General features: G+C 34.3%; 20 protein-coding genes and 1 pseudogene. 5 read left to right on the plus strand and 16 right to left on the minus strand.

What is annotated here, in order from left to right; translation table 11 throughout:
- Positions 1–439: 439 nt before the first annotated feature.
- On the minus strand, positions 440–1,741 hold the full coding sequence (locus LQ188_RS18475) for a citrate:proton symporter (RefSeq protein WP_101225785.1): 1,302 nt from the start codon (positions 1,739–1,741) through the stop codon (positions 440–442).
- Positions 1,742–2,580: 839 nt separating this feature from the next.
- Positions 2,581–3,432 carry a MurR/RpiR family transcriptional regulator gene (locus tag LQ188_RS18480; RefSeq protein ID WP_101225846.1) on the minus strand — a complete coding sequence of 284 codons (852 nt, stop codon included), beginning with the start codon at positions 3,430–3,432 and terminating at the stop codon, positions 2,581–2,583.
- Positions 3,433–4,115: 683 nt separating this feature from the next.
- On the opposite strand from LQ188_RS18480, the gene LQ188_RS18485 reads away from it, so the two are divergent.
- A complete protein-coding gene (locus tag LQ188_RS18485; RefSeq protein WP_101224748.1) occupies positions 4,116–4,796 on the plus strand; it encodes an S-adenosylmethionine--2-demethylmenaquinone methyltransferase in 681 nt (226 codons plus the stop codon).
- A 20-nt stretch (positions 4,797–4,816) separates the two neighbouring features.
- Positions 4,817–5,710 (plus strand): prephenate dehydrogenase/arogenate dehydrogenase family protein, encoded by an 894-nt coding sequence (locus tag LQ188_RS18490; RefSeq protein WP_101224749.1) that lies wholly within the window; start codon positions 4,817–4,819, stop codon positions 5,708–5,710.
- Between the two features lie 782 nt (positions 5,711–6,492).
- On the opposite strand, the gene LQ188_RS18495 is transcribed toward LQ188_RS18490, so the two are convergent.
- The 10 genes and pseudogenes from LQ188_RS18495 to LQ188_RS18540 all read right to left on the minus strand — a co-directional run bounded on the left by LQ188_RS18495 (position 6,493) and on the right by LQ188_RS18540 (position 13,679).
- Positions 6,493–6,660, minus strand: a complete 168-nt coding sequence (locus LQ188_RS18495; protein ID WP_157831116.1) for a hypothetical protein — start codon at positions 6,658–6,660, stop codon at positions 6,493–6,495.
- A gap of 297 nt (positions 6,661–6,957) precedes the next feature.
- A complete protein-coding gene (locus tag LQ188_RS18500; RefSeq protein WP_101224750.1) occupies positions 6,958–7,446 on the minus strand; it encodes a DUF6584 family protein in 489 nt (162 codons plus the stop codon).
- Between the two features lie 180 nt (positions 7,447–7,626).
- A complete protein-coding gene (locus tag LQ188_RS18505; RefSeq protein WP_230177728.1) occupies positions 7,627–8,268 on the minus strand; it encodes an HAD hydrolase-like protein in 642 nt (213 codons plus the stop codon).
- Between the two features lie 145 nt (positions 8,269–8,413).
- Positions 8,414–8,563, minus strand: coding sequence for a hypothetical protein (locus tag LQ188_RS18510; RefSeq protein WP_157831117.1), 150 nt, complete (start codon positions 8,561–8,563; stop codon positions 8,414–8,416).
- Positions 8,564–8,722: 159 nt separating this feature from the next.
- Positions 8,723–9,361 (minus strand): annotated as a pseudogene (locus LQ188_RS18515) (hypothetical protein).
- 403 nt (positions 9,362–9,764) lie between these two features.
- Positions 9,765–10,418 (minus strand): VTT domain-containing protein, encoded by a 654-nt coding sequence (locus LQ188_RS18520; RefSeq protein ID WP_230177729.1) that lies wholly within the window; start codon positions 10,416–10,418, stop codon positions 9,765–9,767.
- A 73-nt stretch (positions 10,419–10,491) separates the two neighbouring features.
- Entirely contained in the window at positions 10,492–11,595 is a 1,104-nt protein-coding gene (locus LQ188_RS18525) for a HAMP domain-containing sensor histidine kinase (RefSeq protein WP_230177731.1), read from the minus strand.
- Complete coding sequence (locus tag LQ188_RS18530) at positions 11,592–12,278, minus strand: response regulator transcription factor (RefSeq protein ID WP_230177733.1); 687 nt, start codon at positions 12,276–12,278, stop codon at positions 11,592–11,594. The genes LQ188_RS18525 and LQ188_RS18530 overlap by 4 nt, the downstream gene beginning before the upstream one ends.
- Entirely contained in the window at positions 12,268–12,861 is a 594-nt protein-coding gene (locus LQ188_RS18535) for an rRNA adenine N-6-methyltransferase family protein (RefSeq protein ID WP_230177734.1), read from the minus strand. The genes LQ188_RS18530 and LQ188_RS18535 overlap by 11 nt, the downstream gene beginning before the upstream one ends.
- A 320-nt stretch (positions 12,862–13,181) precedes the next feature.
- On the minus strand, positions 13,182–13,679 hold the full coding sequence (locus tag LQ188_RS18540) for an LURP-one-related family protein (protein WP_230177736.1): 498 nt from the start codon (positions 13,677–13,679) through the stop codon (positions 13,182–13,184).
- A 114-nt stretch (positions 13,680–13,793) separates the two neighbouring features.
- Between LQ188_RS18540 and LQ188_RS18545 the strand changes: the two genes are divergently transcribed.
- Positions 13,794–14,288 (plus strand): VanZ family protein, encoded by a 495-nt coding sequence (locus LQ188_RS18545; protein ID WP_290370126.1) that lies wholly within the window; start codon positions 13,794–13,796, stop codon positions 14,286–14,288.
- A 486-nt stretch (positions 14,289–14,774) separates the two neighbouring features.
- Here LQ188_RS18545 and LQ188_RS18550 read toward each other — a convergent pair whose 3' ends face one another.
- The gene (locus LQ188_RS18550; RefSeq protein WP_230177740.1) at positions 14,775–15,212 is read right to left on the minus strand and encodes a VOC family protein; all 438 of its coding nucleotides are present in this window, start codon (positions 15,210–15,212) and stop codon (positions 14,775–14,777) included.
- A gap of 478 nt (positions 15,213–15,690) precedes the next feature.
- Here LQ188_RS18550 and LQ188_RS18555 point away from each other — a divergent pair, with 478 nt between their 5' ends.
- Entirely contained in the window at positions 15,691–16,326 is a 636-nt protein-coding gene (locus LQ188_RS18555) for a DUF1796 family putative cysteine peptidase (RefSeq protein ID WP_230177957.1), read from the plus strand.
- A gap of 437 nt (positions 16,327–16,763) precedes the next feature.
- Here LQ188_RS18555 and LQ188_RS18560 read toward each other — a convergent pair whose 3' ends face one another.
- On the minus strand, positions 16,764–17,855 hold the full coding sequence (locus tag LQ188_RS18560; protein ID WP_230177742.1) for a GerAB/ArcD/ProY family transporter: 1,092 nt from the start codon (positions 17,853–17,855) through the stop codon (positions 16,764–16,766).
- A 286-nt stretch (positions 17,856–18,141) separates the two neighbouring features.
- Positions 18,142–18,900: an SDR family NAD(P)-dependent oxidoreductase gene (locus LQ188_RS18565; RefSeq protein WP_230177744.1), complete on the minus strand. Its 759-nt coding sequence runs from the start codon at positions 18,898–18,900 to the stop codon at positions 18,142–18,144.
- A 387-nt stretch (positions 18,901–19,287) separates the two neighbouring features.
- Between LQ188_RS18565 and LQ188_RS18570 the strand changes: the two genes are divergently transcribed.
- Entirely contained in the window at positions 19,288–19,650 is a 363-nt protein-coding gene (locus LQ188_RS18570) for a hypothetical protein (RefSeq protein ID WP_230177745.1), read from the plus strand.
- Between the two features lie 113 nt (positions 19,651–19,763).
- On the opposite strand, the gene LQ188_RS18575 is transcribed toward LQ188_RS18570, so the two are convergent.
- A complete protein-coding gene (locus LQ188_RS18575; protein WP_230177746.1) occupies positions 19,764–19,958 on the minus strand; it encodes a hypothetical protein in 195 nt (64 codons plus the stop codon).
- Between the last annotated feature and the right edge of the window lie 24 nt (positions 19,959–19,982).

Genomic DNA, 19,982 nt, shown 5'->3' on the forward strand with positions numbered 1-19,982 from the left:
GAAAACTATTGCATTCTTTTTTCCCCTTTAATTCAACTAACCTGCCCCGTTAGTTCCATAAGAAAAAGGCTGCCGAAACAACCCCTGTTAATGAACTTAGGCACCCGTTAATTTAAGTACAAAATTTCAATTACTTTTTCTATATAAAAGCTATACCGTATTCACTGTTTTTTTTGTAAAGATCAGCAAAAAAAATTAATTATTCATCTGCATTACCCAATGCTATACCAAGGCCTACTAAGCATCCTGGACTTCTTTTAAAGCTTTTGTACGCTGCTTAATCCTGGTGCATTAGAAGTTAATTAAAAAGTAAAATCAACTTTAGTACTTTATAAATAAGAGTGAAATAAAATAGTTACAATAATAAGTAATTCTAGACCAATAAAAGAGAGAGCTATTCTGAATTACTAGCTCTCTGCAATTTATTATGTTTATATGATTAAATGGATAGTACTCCGAATAAAACACCAACAATTATCATAACTAATGCTGTACCTACCGCATACTTGGCTGTAAAGCGAATATGATCACCTATTTCTATACCAAGAAGCCCCATTAATATATAGATAGAACCTTGGAGTGGACTTAACAAGTGCAAGGGTTGTCCTAATAAAGAAGCTTGTCCAACTTCCATCGGATGGATACCGAAGTTGGCAGCTGTTTCTGCCATAATCGGAATAATCCCGAAATAAAAGGGAGCATTCGCCATGAAAAATGTAAATGGCATGCTTATAAGTGCAACAATGACTGTTAATTTTGGTCCGAGAGAGTCTGGAATAACTGCTATTAGGGTATCTGCCATCGCGCTAACCATGCCAGTACCATCTATAATCCCAGTAAATACACCTGCTGCAAATATCATGGAGACAACAGTTAATATATTACCTGCATGTGCGTGTAAGCGATCCTTCTGGTCCTGCAAGTTTGGATAATTTACAATCATAACGATGGCAAAGCCGAGCATGAATAACGCAGGCAACGGTAGGAAGCCCGTAAGTAAAGCTGCCAATACTAAAATCGTAAGGCCTAGGTTAAACCAAAATAATTTAGGTCGTTTTATTGATGAGTCCATTCCTACCTCAAGTGCAGCAGCAAGTTCTTCTTCATTAAAGCTAGCTTCAATATTGATAACTCCTAATCTCTTACGCTCACGTCGACCCAAGAAGTATGCCACTCCTAAAATCCATAACACACCCGCAATCATAGAAGGAATGATTGGCAAAAGCAAGTCTATTATATCCACTTTTACCGCCGCCGTAGCTTGGGCAGCTGGTCCACCCCACGGTAACAAGTTCATAACCCCCATCGCTAACGCAGGAATGCAGGCCAAAATGAGTTTATTCATACCCAGTTTATTATATAAAGGAAGAAAAGCTGTTACTACAATAAGGTAGGTAATAGTACCATCACCATCTAAAGCAACTACCAATGATAAAATCGCAGTGCCCAGCACAATTTTTAATGGGTCACCGCCTACCATTTTTAAAATTTTTGATACTAGTGGATCAAATAATCCTGTATCAATTAATACACCAAAATAAAGAATGGCAAAAATAATCATAATAGCAGTAGGAGCTATAGTCTCTAGACCTTTTAACATCATCGGTCCTAAATCCGTAAATCCTGCAATTAGCGCAAAAATTATTGGAACAACCGTAAGTGCACTGAATGCTGATAAGCGCTTACTCATGATTAAATACATAAAGACCACAATCATGGCAAATCCAAGAAATGTTAACATAGTATGCCCCCTCTTTATCTTCCCTGACTTTTTAGAATACATGTTGAATACGTTATTTCGAATCATATATGAAAATTTTCTATAATATAAGTTAGCACTGCTTAATGGACTCTTAACACCACATCATTGTAAGGGTTTACAAAACTGACATTATTGAATTCCCCTGTAATTGTTGCTATGAACCATATCTTGAAGTACTAGTAATTATACATCCAATTGATCATTAGATCCGTTAAGATAATATTACCAATACGCTGGTATCTTGCTCTTTTAATAGTCTGATCTGATTTTTACAGTTTTAAATTATTCACTTAATTACACCTCTTTTTCATTTAAAATTTTTTTATGAATCACCACTTTAATTAAAGAGTGCTCATTACATGTAAGAAATTTTTCTAATAGTTAAAGTAACATAAAGATCATTTATTATCTGTAAACAAAAAACTCAAAAAGATAACGTTTTCAAAAACCTTTAATTTAAAGCAATATTCGATGATTCTTAGATTCCAATAGTCATTCAGCATATTATAATAATTTCTTTTGTAAAAAAATTCAGGCATATACTGGTGATATTTTTAACAAAACCATAAATTGGAGAAAACTAACTATATCTCTAAGAATTAACGTCCTTTTTCGTAGTAATATTTTTTACCTTTATAGTTTATGTTGTAATATTTTTAACTATTAAAAGCATACTATCATGGATGCTTATTGAAAGTAAACCTTTTTTTATCAAGCAGAGAGTAGATGATGGTGAGTAGGATATCTGGTTAAGAAGAAATAAAAAGATGATAGGAGCAAGGGTTCAATTGAATCCTTGCTCCTGTCATCTTTTAAATTTAATCACTATAGTGATAATTCATTTTGGTAAGAATTGAATTAATTTCATCAAGACGATTTTTTGTTTTTTCAGGATAATTAATGGCTATGGCGCTTACAAGATAATCTGCTACAAGCATAGATGCTATTGGTGAATTATGAAAAGCGATACTACTAGAATTACATGGCAATACTAAATCCGAATACTTAACTAGAGGAGAAGAATAACTATCAGTAATAGAAATAATTTGTGCCTTATTGTCTTTAGCTACCATCGCGAATTCAACAATTCTTCTAGCGTATCTTGGAAAAGAGGTTGCGATGACTAAATCCTTCGAAGTAAAATTAATTCCTTTGTCAACCCAATCGCTTAAATCAGCAACAATCAATTCACAGTTTCCAAGTAGACGATTAAGTCCAAAAGTTAAATGTTGTGCCACTGGTAATCCACTTCTCACACTGGTACAAAATATTCGATCTGCAGACACAATCATTTCCATCGTTTTATTTAAACTCTCCGTGGAAATCATCTCTACTGTAGATTGAATATTATCGAGTTGACTTTCTGCAGAGCGAATCCACAAATCACTTTCATTTAAATCTTTCAAATTTGCCTCTAATCTAATTTGAGGAGCTGCTCTATTACGTAAAAGTTCCTGAAGTCCTTTTTGAAATTCAGTATATCCCGAATAATTCAGACTAAAAGTCAATCTCATAATGGTGGTAGTACTAGTTCCTACAATTCCAGCCAACTGATCAACGGTTAAAAAAGCGACATCCACAGGATTTTTAATAATATAGTCCGCAACTCTTTGTTGTGTTTCTGTTAATTCTGATATCTTGTTTTTTAATTTTATTATTGGGTTTTCCATAAGATTCGCTCCAATTGAACATATTATAGTGTAAATTTTATATTTTTTTATTTCAATAAAGTATTTATTACGATATTTAATTGAATTTTAGCATTTTTATTTATTAATGTAAAAAGGAGTCCCTTAAATAAGAGTATTAATAATTTCCTTACCTGAAACTTCTAGAACGTATCCATAAACGTTATGCATGATTACTTCATAAGTAGTAAATAAAATTAATTTCTATTAGAGCTTCGGAATAAATGAGCTAATAAAGGTGATTGAACCTTTCAAGTTAACAATCTAATTCGCTTTCTTTGTTCTTAAGCCCTTTTTCTTCTTAAAATTCAGTTTCTTTTCAATGTCATTAAAAAAAAGGGTTTACTTTAATAAATAACGCTGTTAGTATACATTTAAGTTATTAGTAATAAATATTACCCCCAAACAAGTTTTAGTAATATTTATTACTTTGAAACTGAAGTTAACAAAAATAGTGGATTTTCCAATGACCTACAACTCTTTTTTTGTCAATAAACTTAGTAAAATAACGTGACAAAGTGTTGAAGAGACAGGAAATACACTAAAAATTATGTAATTTTTGAAAGCGTTATCTTAGTTGATAGTACATCAAAGATAACAAGTTACATTTAGTAGCTAATTGTTTAGTTATTGGAAACATAAAAAAGTAAAAGGAGTGCATGTCATTGAGTAACTTAGCACCGTTATTGTCGGAAGAAATTATCGAAAGAGCAAAACGTCTTAACACTACACTTATATCAGATGCGATGGGATGTACAGGTTCTATGGATTATAAAATAAAGCCTGTAGCACCAGGTATGAAAGTAGTTGGTACTGCTCTAACAGTAAGCTTAAGACCTGGAGATAATTTGTTCCTTCATCAAGCTATCTATGATGGGAAAGAAGGTTATGTATTAGTTGCGGATGGAAAAGGACATACTTCAAACGCCTACCTTGGAGAATTGATGGCAGGAGCTGCGAAAGCCATTGGACTTGAAGGAGTCATCATTGATGGATTAGTTCGTGATAAAGAAACACTTAGCCAATTAAAATTCCCTATTTTTGCAAAAGGATTTATTCCAAACGGTCCTCTTAAAGATGGTCCTGGTGAGCTTCATAAACCTATTTCTTGTGGAGGGGTATCTGTAATTCCAGGAGATTTGATCATTGGTGATGATGATGGTGTTATTGTGGTTCCAAGAGACAAGATTGAAGTGGCTCTTTCTAAGGCAGAGAAAAAACTAGATTATGAGAAAACGCGCATAGAAACCATTACAGCTTATGAAACAACCCGCAAGCAAGGTAAACCAGAAGGAAGCATTGAACCTCCTTGGTTGAGAGAACAAATAAAAGCGTATGGACTATAAAAAGAAGGGAGAACTTTAGAATGAAATTAGGTTTTATTGGATTTGGAGAAGCAGCCTTTGAATTATCCGTTGGATTAAAACAAGAAGGTTTAGAAAAGATCCTCGCTCATGATGTCATGTTAGACCATCCTACTTTCGGTCCGCAAATAAAAGAACGGGCTATACAAGCGCAAGTGGAGCTTCGTTCCGATCCCGAGGGCGTATTAAATGAAGTTGATGTAGTCATGGTAGCAGTACCAGCTGATAAAGCTTACGAGGTTAGCGAAGTGTTAAAACTTCATCTGAAGAAAGATTGTATTTACGTTGATGTATCGGCTTCGACTCCTGTAGTAAAACAAAATATTAACAAAAACATACAAGAAAAAAAAGCATTTTTTGTCGACGCAGCAATGTTAGGACCCTTACCAGTTTATAAACATAAAGTTCCTATTTCAGCAAGTGGTAACGGAGTAGATCGGCTTATCGCCTTAATGACTCCATACGGCATGGATATAACTAAGGTGAGTGAGAATCCTGGCGACGCTTCTGCTATAAAACTAGTCCGTAGTATTTATATGAAGGGAGTAGCCGCGCTTTATTTAGAGTTGTTAGAGGCCGCCCATGAATTTAATATAGAAGAATTGGTTTTAGATTCGATAAGTGAAACTATGGATAGCAAGAGCTTTAAAGAAACCATGAATCGATTAGTAACGGGAACGTCTATTCATGCATTAAGAAGATCAATTGAACTAGATGGTTCTATCCAAATGTTAGAAGCTTCTAATCTTAATTCAGTCATGTCTAAGGCAGCAAAAAACAAATTAGAAAGATTAGCTACATTCAATTTGAAAGAGAAGTTTAAAGGACAAAAGCCGAATCATTGGTTAGAAGTCATTAAAGCATGCAAAGAAGAAAATACAATTGTAAGAAGTTAAATGAAATAAGCTATATCACTAGGGTACCACCATTGGTACCTGTTCCTTTGTGCTTCGAATCAATAACACCTTCCCTTTGATTTTACATTATCTACCTAAGAGAATATTGATTTTTAGTGCGACAATTTTTTATGATGGTAACTTTGTTTATCTTCCCAACGCTATTACACAAAACAGAGCAACCCTTCGAAGATGGAGATTTTATAACTGAACTTCAATTATCAAGACCAAAATTATAAAAGCCTTAATATTAAAGGAGAGCACATATTAACCATGAATAATATGTACTCTCCTTTTATCTTTTTACGAACTAAAGCACCTGTTAGTTAAAAAGAAAATGGCCTAGCAGGATGAGAAAAGATTAGCGATTTCCTGATAACTAAGTCATACAAGTAATTAGCTACATTGCCCAATCTCAAAGCTATTACTACTGAACTAATTGCAATTACAGCTAAACTCAACTCACAACTTTTATAGTTCTAATCTCCTCAACCTGAACTATTTATGAGCATATATTCTGCAACGAAAATAATTAATCCTCGTGCAACTATCATGCCCCGTTAGTTGCATAAAGAAAAAAGCCACCACATGGCAACTCTATATCTCAACTAATGGACCTGTTTATTCAAAAAATAATATCAAATCACAAAAATTCATAGTAACTATCTAATAATTCTTCGCTTCTGTTTTCTGCTTCTTTCTCATCCATTTCCTTATTTTCTAGCCATTGTTGATAATGGATTATTTCATGAGCCGTGCTGCGTAAAATTGCCCATAAAGCATCATTTTTTCCTTTCTGAAACTAATTCTTCATAATCTCCTGTTGCAATTCTTATGTAAGGTTCAACAGTTTTATCATAAGGTGCAAAAAAAGTAGCACTTGCCAGTTCTCTTGTATCTCTGGTTTTAAGTTGAGAATCCGTTACAACAACCCTTATAGGAAATTCCATATATGTACGTAACCAAACCGCAAAGCTTAAACAAAGTTCGTCTTACTGATTGATTTACATCCTTCTCACACCTGACTCTTAATCCTGAGCGTAGATATTGCACATCATTTGTGGTCATAGCTAATCACCTTTAGCTTCATTTTATTGCATAATTCGCTATCTTACCGAAATTTCCTTCTCCCCAACCTGCCCCTATAGTTGCATAAAGAAAAAGCTGCCTTAAAGACAGCTCCGATTTCCTGCCAACGCACGCGTTAGGGAGAACAACAACTATAAATACCTCGCAGATTCTAGGGATCAAAAAAACCAGCTAAAGAGAGTGTAAATTCCGATTAATGTAAAGAAAATGATTAATATTAATATCGTGATACACCCAATAGTAAATAACTTATCCTCCAATGTCTCATCAGGTTCTTCCGTTAATTTTTCTTTAACTTTATTTTGTATAGGAGAAATTGCTTGATCTTGCAGTCTTTTTATAATTTCACTATCTCCTTTAAATTTTAGAACTCTTGCTATTCTAATAGGATCGTTACCCATAGAATTTTCAAACTGAATACACGCATCTACCATTTCAGGTGTCTTATTCTTTTCTAGATACCAATATCGACCGGCCATCGAAGGGTATTTTAATCCAAAATAAATGTCCCCCAACTTTCTGCGAAGTTCTAACTCATTAGGATAGGTTGAAATTAACCCGTGTAGTCTATCCCTTGCTTTCCCTAAATCATTTTTTTCAATGTCCTCTTCTATCTTCTTAATCGTTTTAACAGGTACCTTTTCTATACAAACACCTCATTATCCTTTTTCTTTATAGTCTTTACTTCTAGATAGTTCAAAATAGTTCCTTCTTCAACTAACCTGCCCCGATAGTTCATTAAGGGTAGTTTTTCACTTTAATGCGAATGTATGATAATGCTAAGAATCGTATTTTCAAAAGGCCGCCAATTGGCAGCCTTTTGAAGTTTAAACTAACTCTAAGATTTCTTTGAAATTATTCACTACAAAATCAGCTTGTTTTAATTCATCTTCTTGAGCAAAGTCAAAGTTCACACCAACGGCAATAAGTTCATTATCCTTAGCAGCAGTTATATCTGAAGAACGATCTCCGACAACGTAACCTTTTCCAATTTGATTTTTACTTTTCACCATTTGCACTAAATCAGACTTATGCCCAGATTTAATCAGTTGGATACTATATGTATTTTGAATAAATCTATCCAAATTATAGGTTTCTACAATTGCTTGTAAATATTCTATCTGTCCATTGCTGGCAATAAATAAGGGATACTTTTTACATAACTCATTTAATGTTCTCTCCACATCAGCATATAATGCACCTTTTTGTGCTTGGATTAGTTCAATAAGCTTTTTATGAAAAATCTCATTGCTCTTTACTCGTATTTCTAGTGAGTGGTTTGGGCAAAGTGTTTCCCATACAACTGGTAGAGGGACACCCATAATTCCCCTATATTGCTCAATCGGTGTTATTGTATCCCATAAACTTTCTTTTCGTAGTACATCAAATGTTTCTTCTAGGGCAGGTTCTAAAATTAAATTTGTTTGAAATAAGGTTCCATCCATATCAAAAATAATTGCTTTACTCATTGAAAATTCCCCCTCCCTCTATCTCTCAGTAAAACATAATATAATTTTTAAAAAGCGCTGCCTTAAAGACAACTCCAATCTTCAGCTAACGCACCCGTTTGTTCAATAACTAATTAAATAATTTGAAAGAACTAAACCCCATAACTTAACCTCCACCAATACCAATCACCATGCCAAAAAGATTCCATTGTGAAATGTAAATACCGAACATAAATAATAACCCCAATAATCCTAATAGTCCCATTTTTTTATTCACTAAATTGTTTCCCATTTCCTCGCATATTCTTTCATCCACTACCTATCTCCAAATTATAATAGTTTCTTCTTCAACTACCCTGCCCCGTTAGTTCATTAAGAAAAAGCTGCCTTAAAGACAGCTCCGATTTTCAGGTAAAGCACCCATTAGTGGAATAGAACACGAAAAGGAGGTGAATAAAGGACATCCTCCTTCCAATTATAACGGAATCTCAAATTGTTCCTTTCGCTTCTGCTCCAAACTAGCGATAAAGGAACGCATCAGCTTCATGGAAAACTGAAAGATCGGGCTTTGAATAAAGGTATATGCAAACGTCATAATAAACACTGGACCTCCAAGGATGAACCCGATAATCAAGATGAGGCTCTCGACAACGATTCTTGCCCAACTGACCGATAACCCAGTTTTTTACGAAACGGAAAGCATGAAACCATCCCTGGGACCTGCCCCAATTCCCGCAGCCACATAAATTCCTCCGCCAATTCCGGTTATGATGATACCCGTCAACAATATGAGTATATTCAACCACCATTGCTCCGTTTCATGAGGAAGAATGTTGAGATGCAAAAAGAAATCCATGATCGGGCCGATTGACAAGGCATTTAGAAACGTACCAATATTAATATACTTCCTATCCACGACAAAGACGATCAACACAAGTACTAAACCACACATGACACTCCACGCCCCAATTGTGAAACCGAACCACTCGAACAGAGCGACGTTTAAAACCTCCCAAGGATGCAGCCCCAAGGATTGAACATTCACCGCAATCGCATTCCCTAATCCAAAGAAAGTTAATCCAAGAAAAAAATAAAATACCGTAATAGCCGCAATGCCATCTCTTCACCTCTACACCTTTTATATCCATCTACTATAGATGAAGCAGGTTAATTGAACAAGATGATCTATCCAAATCAAAAGTTGTTACCAAATGATTAACAGTACATAAAGACGTTCCTAAGGATGGTAGGTTATTGCAGAACTGCCGGAGAAGTTAATATAATATTCCATTCCCTAGATAGGAGGGTTACAAATTGGAAAAACAATTATTAACTATGGCTCAAATCACAAAACAATTAAACACGAAAAAGCTGCTTTAGAAACAGCTCCGATCGCACCCGTTAGTTTAAGTACGTTACTTCACAAGCTTGATTTTCTGCTCAAATATTACAGTGAAGCTCCTCCGTTAGTAACAAGAAAACAGCTGCCTATAGAGCAACTGTTTAGAAATTAGTTTTTATTTTAGTGGTAGGCCTGTATTTGTTTTTTTTAAAGTGTTCCACATTTTTATCGATACAATAAATATCATTGCTATTGATACAAAAGTTAAAATTAACCCAACAGTAGATTTTGTAAAACTAACACCAATATAACTATATAAAAGTCTCAAAGGTGCATTTGCAATTACTATAGTTAAAATATAAGTAGAATATTTAATTCCATTAGCAACCGATAAGAAACATAACACGTCTGCTGGAACTATCGGACAAATCATTCCCAAACCCAGAAGCTTATAATTATAAGTTTTTATAAGAATGCTTAAATCTTTATGCCTATTATCCATGAAGTTTTTTACTTTTTTCTCAGAAACTTTACTTGAAAAGAAATATATAAGGGTTGCACTCATTACTAATCCAATTGTAGATAACATTGCCCCTTCTATTGGACCAAAGTATACCCCACCAAGAATCATTAAAGGTGTCCCAGGTATAAGAAATAATAAGCGAATTATCCAAAATCCAAAAAATATAACCAGTGCATATTTTTGATTTTCAGAAAAAAAGTGTTTAATTGTATTTATATCAGTTGGTAATAAATCAAAGTATGCTAAAGCAAAAAAGGATAATAGCCAAATGGCAATAATAGCATATTTTTTTTCAGTTTTCCTCACTCCCCTGAATGTTAACTAGGGTAATTGTAAGAGAAAATAATAAAGAAACACTTCATAAAAATATTAAGATTTCTTAAGATGATACTGTAATGTTATAACATAAAGGTAATTCCACTTTAAAGACAATCGTGTGATCTTCTTTGTAGTCGGCAGATATTATCCCATCGTGTAATTCAACGATTCTTTTGGATATGGAAAGTCCCAGTCCAGTACCATCATTACCCATTCTCGCTTTATCCCCCATAAAAAACCGATCAAATACCTTGTTTATGTCATGACTCGGAGGATTTTCCACTTTATTTAAGATTTCAAAAAAGGCGAAGTTTTCTTCCTTGTGAAGGCTAATATATACTACTGAAGGTTTATCACTATATTTTATGGCGTTACTAATAAGATTGTCGAATACCCGAACCAACCTCTCTACGTCCATTAATACTGGAATATATGTATCTTCGATTGATTTATTAATGCTTAACTGTTCTCTCTCTAAAATGGGAATATATTCACCTATTACTTGCTCTATTAAATCTCGAATATCCACAACGGTTTTATTTAACTTAAATTCCTGATTGGATAGTCGAGTATATTCAAATAACTCATCAATTAATAATTTAAGTCTATGTGATTTTTGGTATGTTATTTCTAAGTATTCCTGTAACTGCTTTTGGTTTGTGTATTGTTTCCTTTTTAACAGATCTAAATAACCAATAATGGAGGTTAATGGTGTCCGTAAATCATGAGATACATTAGTGATGAGTTCGTTCTTTTCTTGCTCTAATTGTCTCTCTTTTTCAAATTTGTCATGTAACTCTTTAGACATGTAATTTATGTTATCCGCAAGCTGGGTCAATTCATTTTTACCTTTCAAATCAATTATTAGCCCCATTTCTCCATTTGCGAGTTTTTGAATACTTAGTGAGATCAATTTAAGATAACCTAATTTTTTTCTTATTAAAATTATAAAGGTTCCTATAAACGTTAAAATTGAAAATAAAAAAATGAAGATGGCTAATGAGTAATATACAGATATACTAAGATTATTAGGGGCCTTATTTTCCAAAAAGTAGCCAATAAAACGCGCAACAGGAATTAAAACGAGTATAGATACAAGTAGACTGAGTGTAATTGCACCAAGTAATTGAAAGGATAATTTATTTGGAAACTTAACAATCTTCATATTTTATAGCCTACCCCCCAAACTGTTTTGACATATATGGGTCGTTTAGGGTCCTGTTCAATTTTATCCCTTATTTTTGTAATATGGACCATCACATTATTATCCGATTTTAGAAATTCCTCTTTCCAGACCACTTCATATATCTTTTGTACGCTAAGTACAATCCCTTTGTTTCGTGCAAGCAACTCTAAAATGTCAAATTCCTTAGGAGTCAGCCTAACCTCTTGGTTTTGCACATAAACTTGTCTCGTATCCACATTTATTTTTAGTTCTGCTATTTCAATAACATTTTTACTAGCGCTTAAATCAGTATTATATTTATTCGTTCTTCTTAGTTGAGACTTTACTCTAGCAATTAATTCCAAAGGATTAAAGGGTTTTGATAAATAATCATCAGCTCCTGACATAAGACCTTGTATTTTATCCATATCTTCAGACTTTGCCGAAAGCATAATAATAGGCATGTTTCTTTCTTCTCTAATTTTCATACAAGCTTGTATTCCATCCATTTTAGGCAGCATAATGTCTAAAATGATCAAATCGACTTCATTTTTTTGCAGAAATTTCATGGCTTCAATAGCGTCTTCAAACTTTTCCGTTACCATACCTTCATTTTCTAAATAAATTCCAATAAGGTTCCTTATCTCTTTATCATCATCAATTATAAGTATGTTAGATTGCATCTAATGTCTCCTTGTTTTTTTCTCGTGGTTCACACCTAAGAATATAAGCTGGAGGGATATTTCTATATTCTCTTTTTAAAGTGATTTTTGAAAAGTACTTTTTCAATAATGGTATTTTAACCTTGGTGTATTGGAATGTTACAAACTCCCCACCTGTTTTTAATACGTTCAAAGTGCTTGATAATATCTTGTTTGATACATTCTGAGGTAAACTCGCAAACGGCAAACCAGAAATAATATAGTCTGCATAAGGAATTTTATATTCATTTAAATAGTGTTGAACATGTTCAGCTGAACCATGTATAACAATAAAGTTCTTTTCATTCCAGAATTTTTTTTTAAGTAAATAATAGAATTCCCTATTGTTTTCAATTAAAACAACAATTGTACTTTGGTTTCTTAGTGCAAGGATCTTTTCTGTAAACACTCCAGTACCTGGGCCATATTCCACAATGTATTTTGCATCCTTAAAGTTAATTTCTTTTATCATTTTATTGCTAAGGTATCTTGAACTAGGCAGGATTGCTCCGACAGTTTTAGGATTGACAATATATTGATATATAAAAGAAAAATCATTTTTCATGTACTTACTCCTCTAGGTTTGTGATTCATAATCAAATCATAAAAAACAAACCTGAAGAAAAACTCGACAAAAATCTTAAGAATTCTTAAGTTTTACAAGTATATCTTATTTCACTAACCTGCCCCAATAGTTCCATAAAGAAAAAGCTGCCTTAAAGACAGCTCCGATCTTCAGCCTGTTAGTTCTATAAGAAAAGCGAACCTTATTCAAGAATCGCGCTCGATTACTGAATAACGAATATAAAACCTTGGTACCAAATGGCCTTGTCATTTATTTATGATACGGTTCACCGAATCTATTCAAGCCATAATTTTCCCACTTTAAATCGACGCTGCTGAGGAAGCAGCTGCTTGATCAGCCCTCACACAATCAATAGCAACAACGAGTGCGATAATAATGGTTTCCATCTTTTCATCTATTATTTGAACCTTGTAGCTATCGCCCCAAGTGAACCACTCCTTGCCCACTTTGCCTACGATTTTACCATTCTGTAAAATTTGAAAATCCATACCCCACCAATTACCATGTACTTCAATGCCTGCCGCATCAATTGTATAACGTGCTTTAAAGAAGGAAAATTCCTTCTTTATTGTTAATACCTCTCGACCATTCACCTCAACCAAAAACTTTGGTAAAAAGCTGAACACCTTTTTCGTAATGAGAGCTACTTCATCCCTTGCTGTATTCATAATGGAGAAAGTCTTTGGAACTTGCATAAAACTTCCCTCCACGTAATATATATCCTTCTCCTGCTGATCCTTTACTGTAAATTTCCCGCTAAGACTGAATACCTTCTGCTTTATATAAAGCTGCCTCATACTTATGCCTCCCAACCTTAAGTCTTTTACATTACTTACGTTTGAAATGGGCATTGGTTCCAATCGTATGCATTAAATTCCAAATGGAGAATCAAAAAAATAACTGCTGGCTTGTTGGCCGTATATTTATTTGCATTAACATGGATTATAGTCTTTAAAATGCAATTTTCATTTCAAGGCTTGCCGGATTTTAGGGAAATCAACTTAATCCCTTTTGCTGGGTCAGCTAATGTTAATAATCAAATAGATTTTAATGAAATAATCTATAATGTACTTGCATTTATCCCATTTGGAATTTATATCAGTATGCTAAAACCAAATTGGTCTTTCTTGAATAAGATTGCAGTAATAGCAGGAGTTAGTTTGTTATTTGAAGTATTGCAATTCAGCTTTGCTATAGGAGCTAGCGATATAACTGACTTTATGGGAAATACATTAGGTGGAATTATTGGAGTTGGAGTTTATATTGTATTTTGTAAGCTGTTTAGTACAAAAGCAAATAAAATCCTTAATGTTTTAGCTTTGATCGGAACGATATGCATTGTTGCATTATTGCTGTTATTAATATATCTCAGGATTAGTGGTGTTATTATTTATAAAGTTTCCTAAGTAATTGGAAGAATTGCTGTTCATGAAAATTAACAGAGGGTATACCATCAATGACTTTGATACAGCAGGTTCTTTATTTATAAAACAAGAATGACAAATATCACAAGCCACCATTTTGAAGGTGGCTTTTTTTATATCCAGTAAACAAAGTAATGTAAATCCCATACAGTTAAAGGGTTTGGCACCTGTTCGTTTTTTATCATTCATGCATGATTTTATACATTTTTTCACATCAACGTTTTTGGCTTCTGAAAAAGCCTGGTTGCTGCATAAAAATGTGGAGTTTTATCTAACCTCTTATTCAATATAATTGCCCGATTGCGGAACAACTCTATTGTCACTCAACAATTACCTATCCACTTTTAATTCAGATGTACTTTTCCTTTCACTATAAAAATAATCCTTTTGATAACATCTAAAGGGGCAAAGCATCGTGACTTTATTCTAAATCCACAATTGACCCAACAACTATTAATAACCCTTAATTCATTTGATTTGCTCCGCCAACTCTAAAATAATTCCCTCTGGTCCACGACAGTAGCATAACTTATAACTTTCTTCATATTGTTGTATCTCACTAAAGATTTCCGTACCTTTCTTTTTCAATTTGGCAACAAGTGCTTCAATATCTTCAACAGCAAATGCAATATGCCGGATACCCAGGGTATTTGCAAAAGGTTGCTGAATATCTTTTTCATCTGACGGCGTATGAAATTTAATTAGCTCTATCCATGCCTGACCGTCTGGCTTCCCCAATCCTACACATGCTACTTTAACGTCATTAAGCCCACTCATCTTATCCATCAATTCTCCTTCCATCTCCCAGTCCCCTTGCACTTCAAGTCCAAAATCGAGAAAAAACTCTTTAGCAGCAGAGAGATCATTTACGATTACACCTACATGATCTATTCTGTGGATCTTCATATTTCATACCTCCTATGTTCCTGTTATTTTGCAATATCCTGTATTCTTAAATTTTAATTCTCTAAAAACAGAAAATATCCTTCTTTAACAAACTGGCCCAATAGTTGAAGAAAGGTCAAAGAGCACTCTTCAACTATCCTGCCCCGTTAGAGCCATAAGAAAAAGCTGCCTTAAAGACAGCACCGATCTTCAGTAACGCACCCTATGCTTTAAGTACAAGAATTTACGAACTTGCTTTCGATAAAAGAAAAGTTTGGTATCTTACTCCTCTGGTTCAACAATGAATAAAGGCTTCCGTGGAAACCTTTTAAACAGAGAGATTTAAAGTTATAAACTTTTCTTATGTTGACATCTTTTTTACACACATTTTTTAATTGTCCAATCAAATAGAATTGCTCTGATATAGAATATTAAAAAGCAGAGGAGTGATTATTTGAATTTATTGGACATAAAAGGATCATATGAATTGATCGCTGGTTTGGGCAGCTGGTGTGGTCCTGCCCTCCATACAAAGAGGCATGATTTAAGAAGGAATTCATTTCCCTTGGATTGGGTTCAGTCTGGTTTTCTCCCTGAAGTAAATAGATTATTAAAGAATAAATTCGAGGGATATATGGAGTTAGAAAATATGCATGAGAAAAATATACTCGCTCATTTTGTTGATGAAGGAAATGTTGTTCTTGAACCAGGGGGTACTCAACCATCAAAAGCCCATTTTATTCATGATAGCCAATATAAGATTGATTCCGTTCATGATTTTCCGAAGAAACCAAACCAAGATTGGATTGTTCAATATCCAGCATTTAAAAATAAGCTGAATCATCGCATCCAAAACTTCCTTACAAAAATCGAACAAAGTAAAAATACTTTATTCATCAGATATGAGTGGTCAACGGCGAACTATGAAGATATTATTGAATTACAATCTATTTTATCTCAACTTACAACGGGTAAGTTTAACCTATTGTTTATGCAGCCGGTAGATGGTTTAAAAGGAGTTACAGACATGAACTGGCCACATGATGGGATATGCTTTGTACGAGTTCCTCGTAATGATCCCAGTAATAATGCCATTTGGGATCAGGTTTTAGAAGGGATATCATTAACGAATTAAAAAAGATGACCCTTTTATGCTGCCTTCTCCTATATGAAGTATTTCATAAAAAGATAAATATATAGGCAGGGTTTCCTGGCTTTTTTTATTAAATACTTTCAAATTAATATACAAAAATGAGTAATTGCTTTTTTCTGAAAAGATCAGAATAGTGCCATAAATATTGGATGTAAATGTGAAGATACTGGGTTACTAACCTGCCGTTAACTCCATAAGATATTGTGAATTTAACCCCAAACTAAGCTGATAGAAGTTCTGTAATAGCTCATTTAAAAATAGACGCTTGCTTTGATGCGGCTTGGCAGACAGTCGGCGGAAAGGGAGCGGATTTCTGAAATCACCTGGAACGGTTTTTAAAATAAAAAACTGCGGGCAAACTCTCTTTTTTTCAAGTTTGTCTACAGTCCGAGTAATATATTTATATAAATGATAATTTGTCATAAACGTTTTCTCGATTTTTTTATGCTTATTAAAACAAAAAGAAGCGGCAAGTATAAAACAAGGAAGCCCACGCTGTATGGATTGATTATTTTATTTAATACATATAAGGAATCGACATCGAAAAAAAATATACTGACAAGCAATATGATTATGGACATTACCCATAAGGGATACATTTGCTGGACGTTGAATAAGCGCTTGACACCCCTGCTGGCAGCCCACAAAGGAATGACCATGTTGGGAATGATGACGATGGCCCACCAAGAAACAGTTATGTATTCGAAACGTTGAATAAAGGGGAATTCAATGACACTGGTCAATGAGAGTGTTGGCCATAGGGTAAGGACCAACTGTTTCTGTGAATAGAAGACTGTCGAAACAAAATAAAGTAATAGGATCAATAACGTAGTGGCCAAGGCTCCTCCATGAGCATATTTTTGTGATGTTTCAGGATTTTTGATGAATGGATAAAACATCAGGATCATTTCAAAACCAAGCATTGATAATGAAGTACTTCTAGTTCCTTTCATTATTTCCATTAAAGTATGATCGAAAATAGGAAGAAAACCATTGAAATCTGCGTATTTAAAACCATATAATGGTACAAATAATAGCCAGTATGAAACGATTACGGTTAAAAAGGCTATACCCGTAATGGTTCGGAAACCTCCCGTACATATATAATAAATCAGGATCAGGAAAACCAAAGCAAATGCCCAAGAAGGTATCTCTTCAAACATCCAAACATGAATTACATTTATATAGCCGATTATGACCGTCATTCCAAGGGCGAAAAAGTACAGAATGAATAAGAGACTAAAGATATTTCCGATCCATTTACCAAATGCATGATTATTAGCAGAAATGATATCACCGGGAACAATACTGAAAATCTTATATATAAGCCAAATTAATATATGAACAATCAGTCCGGCTAGGAGTATGGAGATCCAGCCATCGGTTCCCGTCGTCTTGGCTAAATCTCTTTGAAAATTTAACACACCTAACCCAGTTTGCATGGAATGCAGTAAAAAAAACACATAAAATGGCGATACCTTATACTTTTCATTCACACCAGCTTGGTTCATACAGGACCCTCATTTATATCACTTATATTTCCTATGTTAATAATCTGGCTTTTACAGGAGTAATTTATTCAAAGGATACAAACGTTAAGTACCGAATCACAATCTCGCGACTGCTCTAGAATTATTCGGATTTCAACAACAACTTAAAGGAAGGTTACATTCCTTTAACCTTCTCTTCTAAGATCTAAAAAATCTTAGGTATGCTTCTCAATTGAAGGTTAAAAGCTAATTCACATAAAAATACGGCGTAAAAAATTTACACCGTTAAGTCTTTTTTTAAGAATTCTTATTTAGATTTGAAGCTTAGGAAACCATCGTCAACAGGGATTGTTTGACCATTAATTGCACTGGCCCCTTCACTAAACAAGAACGTAACTACGCTAGCTACTTGCTTCGGTTGGATGAGCTTTTCCCGCATATGCTGTGCAGCTAGAGCATTTTTCACTTCTTCATTGTCACCAAGTATTGGCGTATCGATGAATCCTGGAGCAACTCCTACGACTCGGATACCATGTTCAGCTAACTCTAATGCCCCGGATTTAGACATCATGACCACAGCTGCCTTAGCTGCGTTATAATTAAAGCTGCCAACTGCTGCCATTGTTCCATAAATTGATGCTGTATTAACGATAGTTCCTTTTACATTTAATTCAACCATCTTTTTAGCTCCATAATACATCCCATAATATACACTGTGTTGGTCAACATCAATGACCCGATGATATGATTCTGGATCCATCTCCAAGAAAGGCTTTACCAGACCAATTCCAGCATTGTTAAAGATCCCGTTTAAAGTACTGTATCTTTCTACTGTCCAATCAATAAGAGCACTAACTTCATCACCTTTTGATACATCAACTTTATAGGAAGCTGCCATACCAGATGCGGCTTCTATCTCAGCAACCACTTCATTGGCAGAATTTTCATTATAATCTGCAATTACTACGGATGCACCTTTTGTTGATAGCTGCAATGCAGTCTCCTTTCCGATTCCGCTGCCCCCACCTGTTACTATAATTACTTTCCCGTTTAATTCGGTCATCATTTAGCCCCCTTCAACTTATGTACCATCTAATAACCTTCCATTTAAAGTTTTATCGTTTTATCTATTTTTAATACCGTAGACTTCTTATTGAGGTGTCCCGTTAGTTCAATGAAAAAAGCGATCCTATTAAAGAATCGCTCACGTTTGCTGAAGATTTATTGTCATTACATATTGAACTTTAGCCCCAATTAATTTAAAAGATTTATAACTATCTAGATTCCTGTGAAATTCTTCTAGCTTATAATATATTTTCATTAATAAAAATCTGCATTTTTCCTGGCTACAGGAAAGCACCATCACTGTAAGGATGTTTAAAAAAACGGCCCATAGCACAATAATATAGGCAACGTATGTCTGTCTTTATTCCACCAAAGGAGGGGTATCAATTTGAAGATCTCTTCAATATCATTCAAAGAACCTCCAGTTTATCATGAATTCCCTCCCCTCTATGAAGGTTTAGGGCTGCCTGAGTTATCTTCATTCATTCAGCAACGATTTGAATTCGCATATACTTTGGGGAAAGTCGAAAGGACGGGGCTTGGCAGCATTCGTTTTTATAAACGGCAGGGGAATTTCGAAGTTCTTATACCTGATAAGTTACCAGGAGTGGGACCAATAAAGCTTCGGAAATTAAAGGGGTTGTTACTGGAGGAAGTAAAAACGGCTTTCATCGAAAATATTGAATCCGAACGAGAAAAGCGGAAGGTCTACTACGGAGAATTTAGTCGCCCTCGGAAAGACACTGAATAGGTGTGCTTTTCCACAAACTGGCGTCTGTTTTGAGTAAGATCATTGTTGTCTTTTTGAATTTATTTTTAAAAGATTCCCACTAAAAAAAGGTTACCGTAGCAACCTCCCTTATTTTAATGATCCGTTTTATTTTCATTATCTAAATCATCATCAAGAAAAGACTTTTTATCTTCTTTAACCCCATATTTTTTTTCAAGAAATTGACCGATAATTGAATTGTTAATTCCTTTTCTTACTGCTGTTTCAATAACTATATAGAGAATGAATAACCCAACAGTATAATAAACAAAAAATATTATAGCCTCCACTAAAAGTCCCCCAAACAATAATCC

This window comes from Peribacillus sp. Bi134 (genome assembly GCF_918698065.1).
Taxonomy (GTDB): Bacteria; Bacillota; Bacilli; order Bacillales; family DSM-1321; genus Peribacillus.

Coding starts and splice junctions, on each gene's coding strand:
- LQ188_RS18475 (WP_101225785.1), bottom strand. CDS start 1,741: ATGTTAACATTTCTTGGATTTGCCATGATTGTGGTCTTTATGTATTTA.
- LQ188_RS18480 (WP_101225846.1), bottom strand. CDS start 3,432: ATGGAAAACCCAATAATAAAATTAAAAAACAAGATATCAGAATTAACA.
- LQ188_RS18490 (WP_101224749.1), top strand. CDS start 4,817: ATGAAATTAGGTTTTATTGGATTTGGAGAAGCAGCCTTTGAATTATCC.
- LQ188_RS18495 (WP_157831116.1), bottom strand. CDS start 6,660: ATGGAATTTCCTATAAGGGTTGTTGTAACGGATTCTCAACTTAAAACC.
- LQ188_RS18505 (WP_230177728.1), bottom strand. CDS start 8,268: ATGAGTAAAGCAATTATTTTTGATATGGATGGAACCTTATTTCAAACA.
- LQ188_RS18525 (WP_230177731.1), bottom strand. CDS start 11,595: ATGAAGATTGTTAAGTTTCCAAATAAATTATCCTTTCAATTACTTGGT.
- LQ188_RS18530 (WP_230177733.1), bottom strand. CDS start 12,278: ATGCAATCTAACATACTTATAATTGATGATGATAAAGAGATAAGGAAC.
- LQ188_RS18535 (WP_230177734.1), bottom strand. CDS start 12,861: ATGAAAAATGATTTTTCTTTTATATATCAATATATTGTCAATCCTAAA.
- LQ188_RS18540 (WP_230177736.1), bottom strand. CDS start 13,679: ATGAGGCAGCTTTATATAAAGCAGAAGGTATTCAGTCTTAGCGGGAAA.
- LQ188_RS18550 (WP_230177740.1), bottom strand. CDS start 15,212: ATGAAGATCCACAGAATAGATCATGTAGGTGTAATCGTAAATGATCTC.
- LQ188_RS18560 (WP_230177742.1), bottom strand. CDS start 17,855: ATGAACCAAGCTGGTGTGAATGAAAAGTATAAGGTATCGCCATTTTAT.
- LQ188_RS18565 (WP_230177744.1), bottom strand. CDS start 18,900: ATGATGACCGAATTAAACGGGAAAGTAATTATAGTAACAGGTGGGGGC.